Source organism: Streptomyces sp. NPDC091972 (genome assembly GCF_044756385.1).
In the GTDB taxonomy this organism is placed as follows: domain Bacteria; phylum Actinomycetota; class Actinomycetes; order Streptomycetales; family Streptomycetaceae; genus Streptomyces.
Window position 1 is genome coordinate 15,431 of the sequence record NZ_JBIVSV010000011.1, and the last position, 18,286, is coordinate 33,716.

Annotated in this window: 18 protein-coding genes; 4 read left to right on the forward strand and 14 right to left on the reverse strand. The window is 70.1% G+C overall.

What is annotated here, in order from left to right; genetic code table 11:
- Positions 1-951, reverse strand: a complete 951-nt coding sequence (locus tag ACIQJT_RS28865; RefSeq protein WP_402648386.1) for a LysR substrate-binding domain-containing protein — start codon at positions 949-951, stop codon at positions 1-3.
- Positions 952-1,015: 64 nt separating this feature from the next.
- Between ACIQJT_RS28865 and ACIQJT_RS28870 the strand changes: the two genes are divergently transcribed.
- On the forward strand, positions 1,016-2,281 hold the full coding sequence (locus tag ACIQJT_RS28870; protein ID WP_402648389.1) for an MFS transporter: 1,266 nt from the start codon (positions 1,016-1,018) through the stop codon (positions 2,279-2,281).
- 513 nt (positions 2,282-2,794) lie between these two features.
- Positions 2,795-3,811, forward strand: a complete 1,017-nt coding sequence (locus ACIQJT_RS28875) for a sigma-70 family RNA polymerase sigma factor (RefSeq protein WP_402648392.1) — start codon at positions 2,795-2,797, stop codon at positions 3,809-3,811.
- Here the strand turns inward: ACIQJT_RS28875 and ACIQJT_RS28880 are convergent.
- Entirely contained in the window at positions 3,695-4,081 is a 387-nt protein-coding gene (locus ACIQJT_RS28880; protein ID WP_365456209.1) for an STAS domain-containing protein, read from the reverse strand. The genes ACIQJT_RS28875 and ACIQJT_RS28880 overlap by 117 nt on opposite strands.
- A gap of 133 nt (positions 4,082-4,214) precedes the next feature.
- On the opposite strand from ACIQJT_RS28880, the gene ACIQJT_RS28885 reads away from it, so the two are divergent.
- Positions 4,215-5,138 (forward strand): AEC family transporter, encoded by a 924-nt coding sequence (locus ACIQJT_RS28885; RefSeq protein WP_365455619.1) that lies wholly within the window; start codon positions 4,215-4,217, stop codon positions 5,136-5,138.
- A 5-nt stretch (positions 5,139-5,143) separates the two neighbouring features.
- Here the strand turns inward: ACIQJT_RS28885 and ACIQJT_RS28890 are convergent, their stop codons facing one another.
- From ACIQJT_RS28890 to ACIQJT_RS28935, 10 genes are all read right to left on the reverse strand, one after another.
- A complete protein-coding gene (locus ACIQJT_RS28890; protein ID WP_402648396.1) occupies positions 5,144-5,731 on the reverse strand; it encodes a Uma2 family endonuclease in 588 nt (195 codons plus the stop codon).
- Between the two features lie 95 nt (positions 5,732-5,826).
- The gene (locus tag ACIQJT_RS28895) at positions 5,827-7,110 is read right to left on the reverse strand and encodes a thymidine phosphorylase (protein ID WP_365455622.1); all 1,284 of its coding nucleotides are present in this window, start codon (positions 7,108-7,110) and stop codon (positions 5,827-5,829) included.
- A gap of 21 nt (positions 7,111-7,131) precedes the next feature.
- A complete protein-coding gene (locus ACIQJT_RS28900) occupies positions 7,132-7,524 on the reverse strand; it encodes a cytidine deaminase (protein WP_402648399.1) in 393 nt (130 codons plus the stop codon).
- The gene (locus ACIQJT_RS28905) at positions 7,521-8,804 is read right to left on the reverse strand and encodes an ABC transporter permease (RefSeq protein WP_402648402.1); all 1,284 of its coding nucleotides are present in this window, start codon (positions 8,802-8,804) and stop codon (positions 7,521-7,523) included. Before ACIQJT_RS28905 ends, ACIQJT_RS28900 begins: the two co-directional genes overlap by 4 nt.
- Positions 8,804-9,931, reverse strand: coding sequence for an ABC transporter permease (locus ACIQJT_RS28910; RefSeq protein ID WP_365455630.1), 1,128 nt, complete (start codon positions 9,929-9,931; stop codon positions 8,804-8,806). The genes ACIQJT_RS28905 and ACIQJT_RS28910 overlap by 1 nt, the downstream gene beginning before the upstream one ends.
- Positions 9,928-11,499, reverse strand: a complete 1,572-nt coding sequence (locus ACIQJT_RS28915; RefSeq protein ID WP_365456212.1) for an ABC transporter ATP-binding protein — start codon at positions 11,497-11,499, stop codon at positions 9,928-9,930. Before ACIQJT_RS28915 ends, ACIQJT_RS28910 begins: the two co-directional genes overlap by 4 nt.
- Before the next feature lie 201 nt (positions 11,500-11,700).
- Positions 11,701-12,756, reverse strand: a complete 1,056-nt coding sequence (locus tag ACIQJT_RS28920) for a BMP family ABC transporter substrate-binding protein (protein WP_365455633.1) — start codon at positions 12,754-12,756, stop codon at positions 11,701-11,703.
- A 288-nt stretch (positions 12,757-13,044) separates the two neighbouring features.
- The gene (locus ACIQJT_RS28925) at positions 13,045-14,265 is read right to left on the reverse strand and encodes a M20 family metallopeptidase (protein WP_365456215.1); all 1,221 of its coding nucleotides are present in this window, start codon (positions 14,263-14,265) and stop codon (positions 13,045-13,047) included.
- A 270-nt stretch (positions 14,266-14,535) separates the two neighbouring features.
- A complete protein-coding gene (locus ACIQJT_RS28930; RefSeq protein WP_402648405.1) occupies positions 14,536-15,459 on the reverse strand; it encodes an RNA polymerase sigma-70 factor in 924 nt (307 codons plus the stop codon).
- A gap of 163 nt (positions 15,460-15,622) precedes the next feature.
- A complete protein-coding gene (locus ACIQJT_RS28935) occupies positions 15,623-16,096 on the reverse strand; it encodes a carboxymuconolactone decarboxylase family protein (RefSeq protein ID WP_402648408.1) in 474 nt (157 codons plus the stop codon).
- 282 nt (positions 16,097-16,378) lie between these two features.
- Here ACIQJT_RS28935 and ACIQJT_RS28940 point away from each other — a divergent pair, with 282 nt between their 5' ends.
- Positions 16,379-17,038 (forward strand): class I SAM-dependent methyltransferase, encoded by a 660-nt coding sequence (locus tag ACIQJT_RS28940; RefSeq protein WP_402648410.1) that lies wholly within the window; start codon positions 16,379-16,381, stop codon positions 17,036-17,038.
- A gap of 35 nt (positions 17,039-17,073) precedes the next feature.
- On the opposite strand, the gene ACIQJT_RS28945 is transcribed toward ACIQJT_RS28940, so the two are convergent.
- Together ACIQJT_RS28945 and ACIQJT_RS28950 are read right to left on the reverse strand one after the other, a co-directional pair.
- Positions 17,074-17,859, reverse strand: coding sequence for an SDR family oxidoreductase (locus ACIQJT_RS28945; RefSeq protein WP_365455645.1), 786 nt, complete (start codon positions 17,857-17,859; stop codon positions 17,074-17,076).
- Positions 17,860-17,897: 38 nt separating this feature from the next.
- Positions 17,898-18,260 carry a nuclear transport factor 2 family protein gene (locus tag ACIQJT_RS28950; protein WP_402648413.1) on the reverse strand — a complete coding sequence of 121 codons (363 nt, stop codon included), beginning with the start codon at positions 18,258-18,260 and terminating at the stop codon, positions 17,898-17,900.
- Positions 18,261-18,286 lie beyond the last annotated feature (26 nt).

Here is an 18,286-nt window from a genome sequence, read left to right on the forward strand (position 1 = left end):
TCAGGGCAGCAGGTTGCCCCTGCGCGACAGCAGGAACTTCTTGAAGGCGGCCACCGGCGGGGTGTCCGGGTGGCCGTCGAGCCAGGCGACGCCGATCTCGCGGGCGGCCCGGGGAGCCGTGACCGTCAGTTCGACCACCCCCGGCCGGGGGAAGGCCGGCGGCGGGAGCAGGGCCACGCCCAGGCCCGCCGCGACGAGGCCCCGCAACGTCTCCGCCTCCTCCCCCTCGAAGGCGATCCGGGGCTTGAAGCCGGCCTCCTGGCAGAGGTCGTCGGTGATGCGGCGCAGGCCGTAGCCGGGCTCCAGGGTGACGAAGGACTCCTCGGCGGCCTCGGCCAGGCGGACGCGCTTGCGGCCCGCGAGGGGGTGGTCGGCGGGCACCACGAGCCGCAGCTTCTGTTCGTCGAGGCGGCGGGCGACGAGGTCGGGGGCGTCCGGTACCGGGGAGGTCAGGCACAGGTCCAGCTCGCCCGCGCGCAGGCGTTCGATCATCGCCTCGCCGTAGTTCTGGACCAGGCTGAACCGGACGCGGGGGTGGTCGGCGCGGAAGGCCCGCAACAGACCGGGGACCGTCTCGGAGCCCATGGTGTGCAGGAAGCCGAAGGCGACCTTGCCGGTGGCCGGGTCGGCGTCGGCACGGACCTCGTCGGCGGCCCGCCGGATCTCGGCGAGGGCGCGTTCCACGGAGGCGTGGAAGGTGCGGCCGGCGGGGGTGAGGGAGACCGTGCGGCCGATGCGGGCGAACAGGTCGACGCCGAGGTCCTGTTCGAGGCGGACCATGGCCCGCGACAGCGTCGACTGGGGTACGTCCATCTCCTGCGCGGCACGGGTGACGTGCTCGGTGCGGGCGACCCCGGCGAAGTGGGCGAGCCGCGGCGCGAGGAGCGGGACGATGTCTTCTGTGTCACTGGACGGTGACAGGTGAGCCTGTGACCTCTGCTGATGCACCATGGGAACGATTATGGCGAATCCGTGCATTGGACGGATGAGCGGAGCCGTACGTAACTTCGAGGGCATGCCTGCCAGTACCGAGGCGTCCACCCGCGTGGGCGCCGTCTCCCCCGTCCCCGCCCCCGACGCGCGTATGGCCCCGGGCGGCCCCGGCTACCGCCGGATGAGCCTCGCCCTCTTCCTCGCCGGTGTCGCGACCTTCGCGCTGCTGTACTCCACCCAGGCCCTCCTCCCGCTGATCTCGGGCGAGTTCGGGGTCGCGGCGAGCGAGGCGAGCTGGACCGTGGCGGCGGCGACCGGCGGTCTGGCGCTGTTCGTGCTGCCGATGAGCGCCCTCTCCGAGCGCTTCGGCCACCGTACGGTCATGACGGCCTCGCTGGCGGTCGCGGTGACGGTCGGTCTGCTGGTCCCCTTCGCGCCCTCGCTGACCGCGCTGGTCGCACTGCGGGCGGTGCAGGGGGCGGCCCTGGCCGGACTGCCGGCGTCCGCGACGGCGTACCTGGCGGAGGAGGTCCGGCCGAAGGCCCTGGTCACGGCGATCGGCCTGTTCGTCGCCGGCAACAGCGTCGGCGGGATGAGCGGCCGGGTCATCACGGGCTGGGTGGCCCAGGAGTGGGGCTGGCGGGTCGCCGTCGGGGTGATCGGCGCGATCGCGGTGGCCTGCGCGGTGGCGTTCCGGCTGCTGCTCCCGGCGCCCCGGCACTTCAAGGCGGGCTCACTGAAGCCGGCCGTCCTGCTGGGCACGGTCCGCACCCACCTCTCCGACCCTCTGCTGCGCCGCCTGTACGCCATCGGTGCGCTGTTCATGACGGTCTTCGGCGGGGTGTACACGGTGATCGGCTACCGGCTGACCGAGGCGCCCTTCTCGCTCCCCCAGGGCATTGTCGGCTCGATCTTCCTGGTCTACCTGGTGGGCACGGTGTCCGCGTCGACGGCGGGCCGGCTGGTCGGCCGCCTGGGCCGCCGGGGTGCGCTGTACGCGGCGGGCGGCACGACGGCGACCGGCCTGCTGCTCTCCCTCTCCGACTCCCTGGGGCTGGTCCTCCTCGGCCTGGTCCTGATCACCGGCGGCTTCTTCGCGGGCCACGCGGTGGCGTCCTCGGCGGTCAGCAAGACGGCCACCCACGGCCGCGCCCAGGCTTCTGCCCTGTACCAGTCCGCCTACTACATCGGCTCCAGCGCGGGCAGCACGGTCGGCGCGCTCGCCTTCCACGCGGGCGGCTGGGCCGGGACGGTCGGGGTCGGACTGCTGGCGGTGCTCGGCGTGGTCACGCTCACCGTCCTCGGAACGCGTGCGGCAAGGGCCCAGCAGCGGCTCGCGACGGCCTGAGCCGCACGTCCCCCTGTCCCCCCGGTCGAGGTCGGTCGACCGGGGGGATCGGTCTTGCCCCCTGTCACCGGAGCAGGTCCCTGACGGCCACGGGAGAGGACCCTTCGTCGCCGCCCACGCTGAAGGAGCGGCTGCTTCCTTCGATCCGGCCTGCGCCGGAGGAGCAGTTGCCTCCTTTGATCCGGCCGGCGTCGCCGGCGGCAGGCTCCTTCGGCCCGGCCCACGTTGCCGGGCACCTGACTTTTTCGGCCCTGTCAGCGGTGAAGGCACGGCTACCGCCTCGGCCCCTCCCATGTGGAAGACGCCGCTGCCGCCCCTCAGCCCCTCCGGCGTTCGAGGAGCGGGGGGCCGGGGGCCGCGCCCCTGGGGACGGGACGGGTAGGGGCGGCGGGGGCGAAAAGGTCCTGACCTGCACGTTCATCCACTCGGGACGCCATTGTCAGACCCCTGCGGTAGTTTCCGAGTACTGGGCGCAAAGGCGCGACGCAGCACGGCCACAGGGGTGGGTGGACGATGACGGACAGCACGGCGACGACGACAGACCTCGACATCAGGCTCGAGAAGCACCGCACGGAGCTGACGGGGTACTGCTACCGCATGCTCGGCTCCTCCTTCGAGGCCGAGGACGCGGTGCAGGACACGATGGTGCGGGCCTGGCGGAGCTACGACAAGTTCGAGGGCCGCTCCAGCCTGCGCTCCTGGCTGTACCGCATCGCGACCAACGTCTGTCTGGACATGCTCACGGCGGGCAACAAGCGCGCCCGCCCCATGGACCTCACCGAGTCGACGCCCCTCGCCCAGGCCGCCCTCTCCCCCCGCCCGGACCACACCTGGCTGGAGCCGATGCCGGACAACCGCATCCTGCCGACCGTTGAGGACCCGGCGGAGGCAGCCGTCGCCAAGGAGACCGTGCGGCTCGCCTTCATGGCCGCCCTCCAGCAACTGCCGCCCAAGCAGCGCGCGGTGCTGATCCTGCGCGAGGTGCTGGCCTGGAAGGCGAGCGAGGTCGCCGAGCTGCTCGACACCTCCGTCGCCTCGGTCAACAGCGCCCTCCAGCGCGCCCGCGCCACTCTCGCCGAGCGGGAGCAGCACGGCGCCGACGCGGCCGTGTCCGACCCGCTGGACGAGGAGCAGCAGAAGCTCCTGGACCGCTATGTGAAGGCGTTCGAGGGGTACGACATGACGGCGCTGACGGCCCTCCTCCACGAGGACGCCATCATGACGATGCCGCCGTTCGACCTGTGGCTGACGGGCCACGACGACATCACGGGCTTCATGACCACCCTGGGCTCCGCCTGCGAGGGCTCCCGCCTGGTGCCGGTGCAGGTCAACGGCATGCCCGGGTTCGCGCAGTACAAGCCGGACCCGGAGAAGGGCGGTCACACGCCGTGGGCGGTCCAGGTCCTGGAGATCTCAGACGGCCGGCTCACCGGGTTCCACTTCTTCCTGGACACCCAGCGCTGGTTCCCCCTGTTCGGCCTGCCTCTCCACCTCGAAGCGGAGGCCGACGAGATCAAGGAGGGCGTGTAGCCCGGGGTCGGGGTCGCGCAGCCTGATCCGGCCCCCGGCGCGCCGGGCCGCGAGCTGGAGCCGGGCGAGCAGATCGACCGTGCCGAGCCCCGGTGGCCCGAGCCCCGCGACATCGCACACCACGACCCCGGCGCCGGTCGTCCGCAGCAGGGCTTGGACCTGGTCGCTCAGCTCCGTCACCTCGTCCCGGGTGACGGGGCCGGCCAGCACGAGTACAGCGGGTGTCATGGCGTCCACGATCGGTAGACCAGGCGGGCGGGCGTAACTCATCGGCCGGCGCCCCGACCGCGCGGTCAGGATCACGTTGACCTGGCTGCCGCCTGCCCCCGAGGGTTGCCTGTATGCGCCACCCATCAGCACCTCCCTGGATACGCCACGCCCTCCTCACCCCTGAGGAGTCCCCGTGCAGGGAGTGCTGACCGGCTTCGCGGTCATCGCGGTGGTGATCGGGGTCGGCTATCTCATCGGTCTGCGCGGCTACCTCGGCGAGCAGGGCCGCGAGGTCCTGACCAAGCTCGCCTTCCATGTCGCCTCCCCCGCCCTGCTGTTCACCACGCTGGCCCGGGCCGACCTGTCGGTGGTCTTCTCCAGCCGCCTGCTGGTGACCGCGCTCAGCACGGCAGCGGCGGCGGGCGTCTTCGTGGCGGTGGGTGTCGTACGGGGCTGGGGGCTGGGCCGCACGACGATCGGTGCGCTGTGCTCCTCGTACGTCAACTCCGGCAACCTCGGCATCCCCATCGCGGTGTACGTCCTCGGGGACGCCTCGCTGGTGGCGCCGGTGCTGCTGTTCCAGCTCGTGGGGGTGACCCCGGTCGCGCTGACGGTCCTGGACCTGGCGTCGGGCGAGGGCGAGAAGGGACCGCTGTGGCGGCGGCTGCTCACCCCGCTGCGCAATCCGATCGCGCTGGGCTCACTGGCCGGCGTGGCGGTCTCGGCGGCGGGCCTGAAGGTACCGGCCCCCGTGATGGACCCCCTGACCCTGATCGGCGGCATGTCCGTCCCGGCGGTCCTGCTCGCCTTCGGCATCTCCCTGTGCGGCAGCACGATGCCCGGCCGGGGCCCGGACCGCGGGCTCGTCCTGCTCTCGGTCGCGCTGAAGTCGGTGGGGCAGCCGGTGGCGGCCTGGGCGCTGGCGGCCGGCGTCTTCGGCCTCCACGGAGCCCAACTCCTCGACGTGGTGGTCACGTCGTCCCTCCCGGCCGCGCAGAACCTGTACACCTACGCCTCCACCTACGGCGTGGGCGAACGCCTGGCCCGCGACTCGATCCTGGTGTCGACGGTGGTGTCGGTACCGGTGCTGGTGGTCGTGGCGGCGCTGCTGGGGTGACGGAGTCAGCTGAGCGGGAAGGCGCCGGTATCGATGACCACCTTGAACGGCGCGGGCAGAGTCAGCTCCTCGCCGTACTCCACCGAATCAAGCACTCGGTATGTGCCATTCTGCGGTTCCCCGTAGAGGGTCGCCGTGGGACGTCCTGACTGCCAGGCATCCAGCAGGAGGTAGAGCGGTACGCCTGCCACAGCGTAGCCATGGGCCTTCTTGATGCGGTCGTGGTTCGCGTTGCTCTTGGACGTGACCTCGACAACGAGTTCGGCATCGCCCGCATGCACGCGCGTTCCGCGGCGCAGGGCAGCCCTCGGCACCACGCACAGGTCGGGGATGAAGAGGCCACCTGTCTCCGGGCACCTGAGACCGAGTGTCTGATAGACACCCCAGTCGTCTGGAATCGCTGTGTACAGGCGACGCTGAACCAGCTCAGAGGTGTCGTTGTGCTCTTCGGATGGCGGAGGCGACACGGTGACGATCCCTTCGATGATCTCCACCTTGCTGCCCTCGGGAGCGTCCGTCTCCTCCCAGACACGGACGATCTCGTCCCAGTCCGTGCCCTCAGGGGTTCCGGACTCGGCGGCGAGTGCGCTCATGGCGGTCTCCGTTCGTTACGTCACCGATCCCAGCATGCCGAACGGGACCGGCGATGGTCCACCGATCCCGTTCACCCGAATGAGGAAGCTCCAGCTCAGGCGATGCGCTCCAGCACCACCGGCGACGCCGTGAAGTCCGTCCCCGCCGCCTCGATGTCGTAGGAACCCTCGATCGACTCGAGGGCGTACTCGAAGCGTTCCGGGGTGTCCGTGTGGAGGGTCAGGAGGGGCTGGCCCTCGGTGACCGTGTCGCCGGGCTTGGCGTGCATCTCCACGCCCGCGCCCGCCTGCACCGGGTCCTCCTTGCGGGCGCGACCGGCGCCGAGGCGCCAGGCGGCGACGCCGACGCCGTAGGCGTCGAGGCGGGTCAGGACGCCCGAGGACGGGGCCTTGACGACGTGCTGCTCGCGGGCGACCGGCAGTTCCGCGTCCGGGTCGCCGCCCTGCGCCGCGATCATCCGGCGCCAGACGTCCATCGCGGAGCCGTCGGCCAGTGCCTTCGCCGGGTCGGCGTCGCGGATGCCCGCCGCCGCCAGCATCTCGTGGGCCAGCGCGACGGTGAGCTCCACGACGTCCGCGGGGCCGCCGCCCGCCAGGACCTCCACCGACTCGCGCACTTCGAGGGCGTTGCCCGCCGTGAGGCCCAGCGGGGTCGACATGTCGGTCAGGAGCGCGACCGTCCGCACGCCGTGGTCGGTGCCCAGGCCCACCATCGTGGACGCGAGCTCGCGGGCGTCCTCGATGGTCTTCATGAAGGCGCCGGTGCCGACCTTGACGTCCAGGACCAGGGAGCCGGTGCCCTCCGCGATCTTCTTCGACATGATCGAGGAGGCAATCAGCGGGATCGCCTCGACCGTGCCGGTGACGTCACGCAGGGCGTACAGCTTCTTGTCGGCCGGGGCCAGGCCGTCGCCCGCCGCGCAGATCACCGCGCCGGTGGTGTCGAGGACGTTCAGCATCTCCTCGTTCGACAGCAGCGCGCGCCAGCCGGGGATCGACTCCAGCTTGTCGAGGGTGCCGCCGGTGTGGCCGAGGCCGCGGCCCGACAGCTGGGGCACGGCCGCGCCGCAGGCCGCCACCAGGGGCGCCAGCGGCAGCGTGATCTTGTCGCCGACACCGCCCGTGGAGTGCTTGTCGGCCGTCGGACGGGACAGGGACGAGAAGTCCATGCGCTCGCCCGACGCGATCATCGCCGCCGTCCAGCGGGCGATCTCGCGGCGGTTCATGCCGTTGAGCAGGATGGCCATCGCGAGCGCGGACATCTGCTCGTCGGCGACCTCCCCGCGGGTGTACGCGTCGATGACCCAGTCGATCTGCTCGTCGCTGAGTTCGCCGCGGTCCCGCTTGGTGCGGATGACGGAGATGACGTCCATGGCCATGCAGGGCTTTCCTTCCGGGAATTACTTGGTGAGGTGCTCAGGGCCGAAGGCCTGCGGGAGCATCTCGGACAACGGCACGATCCCCGCCGGGGTCTCCAGGAGGAGATCGGGGCCGCCGAACTCGTAGAGCAGCTGGCGGCAGCGGCCGCACGGGACGAGGATCTCGCCCTTGCCGTCCACGCACGTGAAGTGCGTGAGACGGCCGCCTCCGGTGTTCTGCAGCTCCGAGACCAGACCGCACTCGGCGCACAGGCCGAGGCCGTAGGAGGCGTTCTCGACGTTGCAGCCGGTGATGGTGCGGCCGTCGTCGACCAGGGCGGCCACGCCGACCGGGTAGCCGGAGTACGGGGCGTACGCCCGGGACATGGCGTCCCGGGCCGCCGCCCGCAGTGCCCCCCAGTCGACGCCCGTCACTTGCCCTGGCCCTTCCGGTAGCGCATGCCGTCCGCCTTGGGCATCCGCAGACGCTGCGCGGACAGCGACAGCACCAGCAGGGTGACGACGTACGGGGTGGCGCCCACGAAGTCGCTCGGGACCTCGTCGGTGGTCAGGTACCAGACCAGGACGCCCGCGGCCACCAGGAGGCTGATGCCGCCCTGCCAGTGCGCCTTCTTGTAGAGCTTCCAGCCTGCCATCGCCAGCAGCAGCACGAACAGCAGGAGCAGCAGCGCATGAACGGTCTCGCCGCCGTTGCGCAGCTGGAGCGCGTCGGAGTAGCCGAACAGGCCCGCGCCCATGGCGAGGCCGCCGGGACGCCAGTTGCCGAAGATCATCGCGGCGAGACCGATGTAGCCGCGGCCGCCGGTCTGGCCCTCCAGGTAGGTGTGCGAGGTGACCAGCGCCAGGAAGGCGCCACCGAGACCGGCGAGACCGCCGGAGACGGCCACGGCCATGTACTTGTACTTGTACACGTTGACGCCGAGGGACTCCGCGGCGATCGGGTTCTCACCGCAGGAGCGCAGCCGCAGACCGAACGGGGTGCGCCACAGCAGCCACCAGCTGCCCACGAACAGCACGACCGCGAGGATCGTCACCACGGACAGGTTGGTGACCAGACCGCCGAGGATGCCGGCGATGTCGGAGATCAGGAACCAGTGGTGGTTCTCGATGGAGTGCAGCCCGCTGGACAGGCCCGGCACGTCGAAGTTGGGCAGGGAGTCCACGGGCGGGGACTGCTTGGGGTTGCCGCCCTCGTCCGCCGCCTTGCCGTCCACGAAGAACAGCTTGGCGAGGTACTGGGTGGTGCCGAGCGCCAGCAGGTTGATGGCGACACCGGAGACGATGTGGTCGACGCCGAAGGTGACGGTCGCGACCGCGTGCAGCAGTCCGCCGACGACGCCGAAGCCGACACCGCACAGCAGGCCGAGCCAGGGGCTGGACTGCCAGCCGATCCAGCCGGCGCCGAACGTGCCGAGGATCATCATGCCCTCGAGACCGATGTTGACCACACCGGACCGCTCGGACCACAGACCGGCGAGGCCCGCGAGGCCGATCGGCACGGCGAGGCTGAGCGCGGCGGAGACCTGGCCGTCGGAGGTGAGCTGGTCGGAGCCGGAGATGACACGCACCGCCGCGACGAGCAGCAGCGCGCCGGCGACGATCATGAGGATCTGGCCGAGCGAGCGGCCCGACCGGGTGGCGGTGTCCGCCTTGGGCGCCGCGGGGGGCGGCGTGTCGGTCATCGTGGCAGTCATCACGCCACCTCCTGCTTCTGGGTCGGGGCTGCGGCCTGGGCGGCGAGCTCGGCGCCGACCCGCTGCTGCTGGCGCTTGAGTCCGTAACGGCGTACGACCTCGTAGGCGATGACGACGCACAGGACGATGACGCCCTGGATCACGCCGAGGATCTCCTTGTCGTAGCCCTCGAACTCCAGGTGGTTGGTGGTGCGCTCCAGGAAGCCCCACAGCAGGGCGCCCAGCGCGATGCCGACCGGGTTGTTGCGGCCTAGCAGGGCGATGGCGATACCGGTGAAGCCGATGCCGGTCGGGAAGTCGTTGCTGAACTGGTGGCTGTCGTTGAGCAGGGTCGGCATGCCGATCAGACCGGCCACCGCGCCCGAGATCACCATGCTGGTGGCGACCATCTTCTTCACCGAGACGCCGCTCGCGGCGGCGGCGGACTCGGACTGGCCGACGGTGCGCAGGTCGAAGCCGAACCGGGTGCGGCCGAGCACGAACCAGTACGCGATGCCGACGATCACGGCGATGACGATGAAGCCCCACAGCATGCCCGCGGCACCGGTGTCGATCTGGAAGAAGTACGACGACTCGGGCAGCGGCTTGGTGGAGACGACGGTGCCGCCGGCCTGGAGCTCCGCGAGCTTCCCGGGCTGGAGCAGGTAGGCGATGATCGCGGTGGCGATCGAGTTCAGCATGATCGTGGAGATGACCTCGCTGACCCCGCGCGTCACCTTGAGGACGCCCGCGATGGCCGCCCACACGGCGCCGGTGCCCATGGCGCACAGGATGATCAGCGGGATGGAGATCCAGCCCGGCGTGGTCAGCGCGCCGCCGAGGACGGCGGCGAAGAACGCGGCGATGCGGTACTGGCCGTCGACGCCGATGTTGAACAGGTTCATCCGGAAGCCGATGGCCACCGAGACGCCCGCCAGGTAGTACGTGGTCGCCTTGTTGAGGATGTAGACCTGGCTGTCACTGGCGGAGCCGTAGGTCAGCATGTCGCTGAAGGCGGCGCCCGGGTTCTTGCCGGTGGCGAGGATCACCAGGGTGGTGACGACGAGCGCGGCGACGACCGCGAGCAGCGGGGCCGCGATGCCGAGGAGCAGCCGCTCCTTGTCGATGCGTTGGGTCAGCTTGTTCATCGGGCGTCGTCCTCGTCGTCCTCGGCGGAGACCGCGGCGGAGGCCTCCGCGGAGCCCTCTGCGTGCTCCAGGTGGCCGGTTGCCGCACCGGTCATGGCGGAGCCCAGCTCCTCGGGGGTGATGGTGGCGGGGTCGGCGTCGGCGACCAGTCGGCCGCGGTACATCACCCGCAGGGTGTCGGACAGGCCGATGAGCTCGTCCAGGTCGGCGGAGATCAGCAGCACGGCCAGGCCCTCGCGGCGGGCCTCGCGGATGTGGTCCCAGATCGCGGCCTGCGCGCCGACGTCCACACCGCGGGTGGGGTGGGCGGCGATGAGCAGCTTGGGCGAGTGGCTCATCTCGCGGCCGACGATCAGCTTCTGCTGGTTGCCGCCGGACAGGGAGGCGGCGGTGACGTCGATGCCGGGGGTGCGGACGTCGTACGCCTGGATGATGCGCTCGGTGTCGGTGCGGGCGGCCTTGATGTCGAGGAGCTGGCCGCGGGAGTTGGGCTTCTCGGTGACGTGGCCGAGGATGCGGTTCTCCCACAGCGGGGCCTCGAGGAGCAGGCCGTGGCGGTGGCGGTCCTCGGGGACGTAGCCGACGCCGGCCTCGCGGCGCTGGCGGGTGGGGACGTGGGAGATGTCGGTGCCGTCGAGGACGATCGTGCCGGTGTTCAGGGCTCGGATGCCCATGATGGCCTCGACCAGCTCGGACTGGCCGTTGCCCTCCACGCCGGCGATGCCGAGGACCTCGCCCTTGTGGATGGTGAAGGAGATGTCGTCGAGGATGATCCGCTCGACGCCGTCGAGGTCGGTCTGGGCCAGGCGCAGACCGTCCAGCTTCAGCAGCGGGACGTCCGTGACCGTGGACTCCTCGGTCTCCGGGGTGGGCAGTTCGCTGCCGACCATCAGCTCGGCGAGCTGCTTGGTCGTGGTGCCGGCCGGCTGCACGGTGCCGACGGTGGTGCCCCGGCGGATGACGGTGATCTCGTCGGCCACCGACAGGACTTCGCCGAGCTTGTGCGAGATGAAGATGACGGTGAGGCCCTCGGCCTTGAGGTCGCGCAGGTTGGCGAAGAGCGCGTCGACCTCCTGCGGCACCAGGACCGCGGTGGGCTCGTCGAGGATCAGCGTCTTGGCGCCGCGGTAGAGGACCTTGAGGATCTCCACGCGCTGGCGGTCGGCGACGCCGAGCTCCTCGAGGAGGACGTCGGGGCGGATGTTCAGGCTGTACGCGTCGGAGATCTCCCGGATCTTCGCGCGGGCCTTGGCGCCGATGCCGTACAGCTTCTCCGCGCCGAGGACGACGTTCTCCAGGACGGTGAGGTTGTCGGCGAGCATGAAGTGCTGGTGCACCATGCCGATGCCGCGGGCGATGGCGTCGGCGGGGGTGTGGAAGGTGACCGTCTCGCCGTTCACCGTGATGGTGCCCTCGTCCGGCTGCTGCATGCCGTAGAGGATCTTCATCAGGGTGGACTTGCCGGCACCGTTCTCACCGCACAGGGCGTGCACGGTGCCCGTGCGGACGGTGATGTCGATGTCCTTGTTGGCGACGACGCCGGGGAATCGCTTGGTGATGCCGCGCAGTTCGACGGCAGCGGGAGGGCTGGACGCGTTGATGGCGCACTCTCCTCGGGGAAAAGGGGCTGCGTAGGGGAGGGCAGGCGTCGGCGACGCTAGCGCGGCAACTCCATGCTACACGCGTAGAGTTGACACATTGTTATGGCTCGACGAGGGGGTCTGTCGAGGCCCCCTCGCCGAGCCCGGGTTCCGGCGGGAACCGTCAGGTCAGCTGGTCTTGACCGTGATGGTGCCGTCGACGATCTTCTTCTTCGCCTCGTCCAGCTTGGGCTGGATGTCGTCGATGAAGCCACCGCTGGTGGAGAGGCTGACACCGCCCTTGGCGAGGGAGTAGATCTGGTTGCCGGTCAGCGGCTTGCCCTCGTGGACGGACTTGATGAAGTCGTAGACGCCGACGTCGACGTTCTTGACCATCGAGGTCAGGATCGAGTTCTTGAACTTGGCCAGACCCGGGATGTTGTACTGGTCCGAGTCCACGCCGATGGCCCAGGCGCCCTTGACGCCGGAGATGGCCTCGATCGAGCCGTTGCCGGAGGAGCCGGCCGCGGCGTAGATCACGTCGGCGCCGTTGTCGAGCATGCCGGACGCGGCTTCCTTGCCCTTGGCGGGGTCGGCGAAGCCGGAGAAGTCCGAGCCGTGGGTCAGGTACTGGACGTCGACCTTGACCTTGGGGTTGGTGTCCTTGACGCCCTGGGCGTAGCCCGCCTCGAACTTCTTGATCAGCGGGGTGTCCACGCCGCCGATGAAGCCGACGTGGTCCTTCTTGGTCTTCAGCGCCGCGGCGACACCGGCCAGGTAGGAACCCTGCTCCTCGGTGAACGTGATGCTGTCGACGTTCTTGGCCTTCGCGACCGCGTCGATGAGACCGAAGCTGACCTTCGGGTACTTGGCGGCGACCTTGTCGACCGAGGTGGCGTAGGAGAAGCCGACGGCCACGATCGGGTTGTAGCCGGCGTCGGCCAGGTCGGTCAGGCGCTGCTCGCGGTCGGCCTCGGTGTCGGAGCTCTTGGCGGTCAGCTCCTTGAGGGAGCCGCCGAACTCGTCCTTGGCCTTGTCGGCACCGCGCGCGGCGGAGTCGTTGAAGGAGCGGTCACCACGGCCGCCGACGTCGTAGGCGAGACCGATCTTGATGCCCTTGCCGCCGTCCGCGGACGAGGAGGACGAGCTGTCGTTCTCGGAGGAGGTGCTGCCACACGCGGTGGCAGTCAGTGCGAGAGCTGCGGTCGCGATACACGCAGCGGAAAGCTTGGCTACCCGGCGCACGGGAGGCTCCTTCACCTGACCTGAGCGCCTCGTCGGCGCTTTATGTGAGCACCATGCCAGTGCTCGGGCCTGCACGCCCCTGCGGCGTCGGCTTCGCGGCATCGTAACGCGCGTAGATGTCGGAAACAGACCTCTTCCGAAGCCGTTATCGATTCGAGGCAAACAGCGTCTGAACTGAGGGTCTGCGGCCCTGGCACACCAGGATTGCGAAGAGCGCACGATTGGCTTACGACCATGTTGCGCCGGTCGGCGGAACGGCCCTCACGGGGCCGTTCCGTCACGCTCGGATCACTGGGCGGCGTCGAGCAGGGCCGCCGCCGTGAACATCTCCACACCTACGGTGATCGCGGACTCGTCGGCGTCGAAGTCGCCCTGGTGGAGGTCGCGCACGGTCCGCTCCCCCGGGGTGCGCACGCCGAGGCGAGCCATGGCGCCGGGCACCTGCTGGAGGTACCAGGAGAAGTCCTCGCCGCCGAGGCTCTGCTCGGTGTCCTCGACGGACTCGGCGCCGCGCCGGGCGGTCATGGCCTGGCGGAGCAGCTCGGTGACGTCGCCGTCGTTGACGACGGGCGGCACGCCCCGCACGTAGTTGATCTCGGACTTGGCCCCGTGCAGGTTGGCGACCTCGTCGATCGCGGCCACGACCACGTCCGGGGCCTGCCGCCAGGTGTCGAGGTCCAGGCAGCGCACGGTCCCGGAGAGCTCCGCGTGCTGCGGGATGACGTTCGGGGCGTGTCCGGACTCGATCCGCCCCCAGGTCACGGCGAGCCCGGCGCGGGTGTCGACGCGCCGGCCGACGATCGCGGGGACGTCGGTGACCACGCGGGCGGCGGCGGTGACGAGGTCGGTGGTGAGGTGCGGCCGTGCGGTGTGCCCGCCGGGCCCGTCGAGCGCGATCTCCAGCCGGTCGCAGGCGGAGGTGATGGGGCCGGTCCGCAGCCCGATCCGCCCGGCGTCGACCCGCGGGTCGCAGTGCACGGCGAGGATCTTGCCGACCCCCTCCAGCACCCCGCAGTCGATGGCGTCGGCGGCGCCGCCGGGCAGCACTTCCTCGGCGGGCTGGAAGACCAGCCGCACCGGCCGCGGCAGCAGCCCCTGCCTGTCGAGCTCGGCGAGGACGAGGCCGGCTCCCAGCACCACGGTGGTGTGCACGTCGTGCCCGCAGGCGTGCGCCCGGTCGGGCACGGTCGAGCGGTACGAGCACTCGGTCTTCGTGTCCGGGATGGGCAGGCCGTCGATGTCGGCGCGCAGGGCGAGCATGGGCCTGTTGCCGTCCCATTCGCCGATGTCACACACGAGCCCGGTCCCGACGGCGAGGACCCGGGGCTTCAGCCCCGCCCTCTCCAGCCGCTCCTTGATCGCCGCGGTGGTTCGGAACTCCTGGTTGCCGAGCTCCGGGTGCATGTGCAGGTCGCGCCGGAAGTGGACGAGCTCGGCGTGCAGCGCGTCGCTCAGCCCGCCGGGGAGCACGGCTTCCCCGGGCAGTTCGACCTCGGACTCCAGTGACATCAGTTGCTTCACCCTCTAAAGGGTAGGACGCCGGGGCGACCAACCGACCCGCGATCAACAAAACTTCAACCCGCAGCGGGCAGAAAATATGGCCGCTCGACGCATGGATGTGATGTGAGGTGGGTAAGAACCTCTTTTCCCACACATACCACGCCGGGCTCGCACCCGGCGGTTCTGTTCATCTTTCGAAACGGCACGGGGACACGGTGGGCGCGGTGGGGATGGGGCGCGGGACAGGGCGAACGAACCGGCCCACGGCCCGTCCCGGAGTCACTTCATCTGCCGGCGGGCTTGTTTCACCTCGCCGTCGACGGCCCAGGCGTCGGCCACCGGTCCGAGGTGGCCGAGCTTGTCGGGGTTGATCACCGAGCGGATGGTCTGGATCTGCCCGTCGAGCACGTCGAGGGCCAGGGCATGGAGGACCTTGCTGTCCCTGTCCCGGAAAATGGCGCCGGGCTGGCCGTTGACCTCGTGCGGCTCGAACGTCACGTCGATCCGTGCCAGCAGCGGGAAAACGGAGGCCAGCAGCCGGGCCACGTTCTCGGCGCCGATGACGGCCCTGGCCAGCTGCGGGGCCTTGCCGCCGCCGTCCCCGACCATCTGCACGTCGGCGGCCAGCAGATCCCGCAGGCCGGCGACATCGCCTTCGCGGAGGGCGTCGAAGAACCGCGTCGCCAGCTCCTGCCGCTCCTGACGGTCCGCTTCGAACCGCGGCCGCCCGGCCTCCATGTGCCGCCGCGCCCGTACCAGCAGCTGCCGGCACGCCGCCTCCGAACGCCCCACCGCCGAGGCGACGTCGTCGAACCCGAAACCGAACACCTCCCGCAGTACGAACACCGACCGCTCCAGCGGGCTCAGCCGCTCCAGAAGCAGCAGCGCCGCCATCGACACCGAGTCGGCCAGCTCCGCCGAGCGCGCCGGATCCTGATACGGATCCCTCAGCAGCGGCTCGGGGAACCACGGGCCCACGTACTCCTCCCGCCGCACCCGCGCGGAACGCAGCACGTCGATCGAGATCCGCGTCACCGTGGCGGACAGAAACGCCTTGACGGACGTGGGAAGGGTCGTCGAGCCGTCGAAGCGCAGCCATGTCTCCTGCACCGCGTCCTCGGCCTCGCTCACGCTGCCCAGGATTCGGTAGGCGATCGAGAAAAGCAGTGGCCGCAGTTCCTCGAACTCGTCGACCTTGTTCACGCCGCATCCCCCTTGAGATCTTCCCGTCCGGCGGGATCTCCCGGCCGCATCTGCTCGGCCGGGCCAGTTCCGCTGATCTTGTGGTCCGTCAGCGGGGCCGTGCAACGCGCCGGCGCCCGTGCCCGGGGTGACAGTTGCCCCGGGCGGCTCATCGATGGCCCGGTCAGTGGAACTGCCCGACCTTGTAGTCGCCGGCCGGCTGCTGGGCGATGATGTTCAGCCGGTTCGCCGTGTTCAGGAAAGAGATCAGGACCGCCAGGGCGGTGAGCTGCTCCTCGTCGTAGTGCTTCGCGGCGCGCGCCCAGACCTCGTCGCTGACCCCGCCGGCCGCGTCCGCCACCCGGGTCCCCTGCTCCGCCAGCTCCAGCGCGGCCCGCTCGGCCTCCGTGAACACCGTGGCCTCTCGCCACGCCGCCACCAGGTTCAGCCGCACCGAGTTCTCGCCGGCCGCGGCGGCCTCCTTGGTGTGCATGTCGATGCAGACAGCGCAGCCGTTGATCTGGCTCACGCGCAGGGCCACGAGTTCCTGCGTCGCGGCCGCCAGCGGCGCGTCCTTGAGGGCCTTGCCCGCCGCCATGAGGTGCTTGAGGGCTTTCGCGGCGGTCGGGCTGGCGAAGTAGTTCAGTCGCGCGTCCATGGTGTGCTCCTCCGTGCTCGTCGGTGGCTACACCCCCGAGACGAGACAGCCCGACCCCCTGTGACACGGACGTGCGTGATCCACGTCTCCCCGAACTCGGATGTTCCACGAGAAGGGTGCCCTGCTCCACCCCCCGGTTCGCTGAAGCACGACACTGCGAAAGGAGTGGGCCAATGGCTGCCACCCCCACAGATCAGCACAGGCCTTGACCAACGCCAGCCCCCGACGACCACCGGGCAAACTCCACACGGCGCCCCAAGCCACCCCGCTAGGGTGCGGCGCGTGAACGCCGAGAACCCCGACTTCATACGGGCCACCCAAACCGCGTACGACACGATCGCCGAGCCCTACAGCGAGCAGTTCTCCGACTGGGCCGGCATCCCCACATTGGACAGAGCCCAGATCACCGGCTTCGCGGAACTGGTCAAGGAGCAGAACGCGGGCCCCGTGGCCGACATCGGCAGCGGCCCGGGCCATGTGACCGCGGCGCTCCACGCACTCGGCGTCCGGGTCTTCGGCGTGGACGTTTCCCCGAGGATGGCCGAACTGGCCCGCAGAGCCCACCCGGAGCTCCGCTTCCACGTGGGCTCGATGACGTCGCTGGACCTGCCGTCCGAGACCCTGGGCGGCATCACGGCCCTCTACTCGATCATCCACGTCCCGGACGACCACCTGCCCACGGCCTTCGCCGAGTTCCACCGCGTCCTCGCCCCCGGCGCCCACGCCCTGATCGGCTTCCAGTACGAGCCCGGCGGCACCCACATGCACCTCGACGAACGCTTCGGCCACAAGATCTCCCTGGACTACTGGCTGCGCACCCCGGAGGCGGTGGCCGAGCCCCTGACCGAGGTGGGCTTCCAGGTGATCCTGCGAGTCCTCAGGGAGCCCCTGGGCGAGGAGAAGCTGTCCCGGGCGTACCTCGTGGCGAGGAAGCCGACGTAGGTACGGGTGGCGCCAGGACAGCACCGGTGCCCGGCTCAGACGGTTGGAACAGTGCCGCCGTCGATGACGTACTCCGCGCCCACAATGGCTGAGGCTCGGTCCGACACGAGGAAGCCGACCAGGTCCGCGACCTCTTCCGTCGTTGCGAACCTTCCGATGGGAATTCCCCCGAGGGAATCCATCAGGCTCTGCTCCGCCTCCTCTCGGGTCAGTCCGTTGCCCTTGGCGAGCTGGTCGATGAAGCCCGCATACGCTCCGGTCTGAATCCCCCCAGGGCTGACGGCGTTCACTCGCACGCCTCGGGGGGCCAGTTCGTTCGCGAGACCCTTGCTGTACGTACGCAGGGCACCCTTCGCTGACGCGTACGGCAACGTCGCGTCGTGCAAGGGCATCTGACGCTGGATCGACGTGACGTGGACAACTACTCCTGATCCCGCCTCCACCATTGCCGGCAGCAGTGCTCGATCCAGTCGGACAGCTCCCAGGAAGTTCAGGTTGAGCTCCGCCAGCCAGTGCTCCTCAGTCGCTGCCGCGAATCCGCCAGGCGGGGTTGACGATCCTCCGACAACGTGCACCAGGATGTCCAGCGCACCGCCCTCAGAGATCTTGGACACGACAACCTCTGCACCGCCCACCGTGGAAGTGTCCGCCTCGATGAACCGGTCGGGGCGCTCGTAGCCGCCGGGCATGGTGCGTGCCGTGGTCCACACGTCGGCACCCATCTCTCGCAGTCTCTCCACGACGGCCTTGCCCGAGCCCTTCGAGCCGCCCGTGACCAGCGCCCGGCGACCGTTGAGACGATCGCGATCCGAACTAGACATTTTTCTCTCCACTGAAGATTGAGGTGGTGCGGGTTGGGTCAGGCCGGGTGGTTGGCGATGACGAGTTCGGCGATGAGGTCGTCCCGCAGCGCGAACCGGTAGTCGAGCTCGGCGACGCCTCCCGGGAAGGTGCCTTCGAGCCGCACGGTCACCACCCAGTGGGTGTCATCGACGCGGTGAGCGCCGGTCTGCTCGGTCGTGTATGCGAACTCGGACCCGGCGTCCCGCAGGAACGCGTAGGTCTCCTCCCGGCCGTGGAAGGTCTCGTCCTGGTCGACGATCACCGCATCCTCGGCGAGGAACGACGAGGCGGTGTCGGCGTCGCGGACGACGTGGGCGGCCAAGAACCGGCGCACGGCGGTCGGGAGTAGATCGGACGGAAGATCGGTGTGCTGTGTCATGAGCCCACCGTGGGACCTCGCCGCGC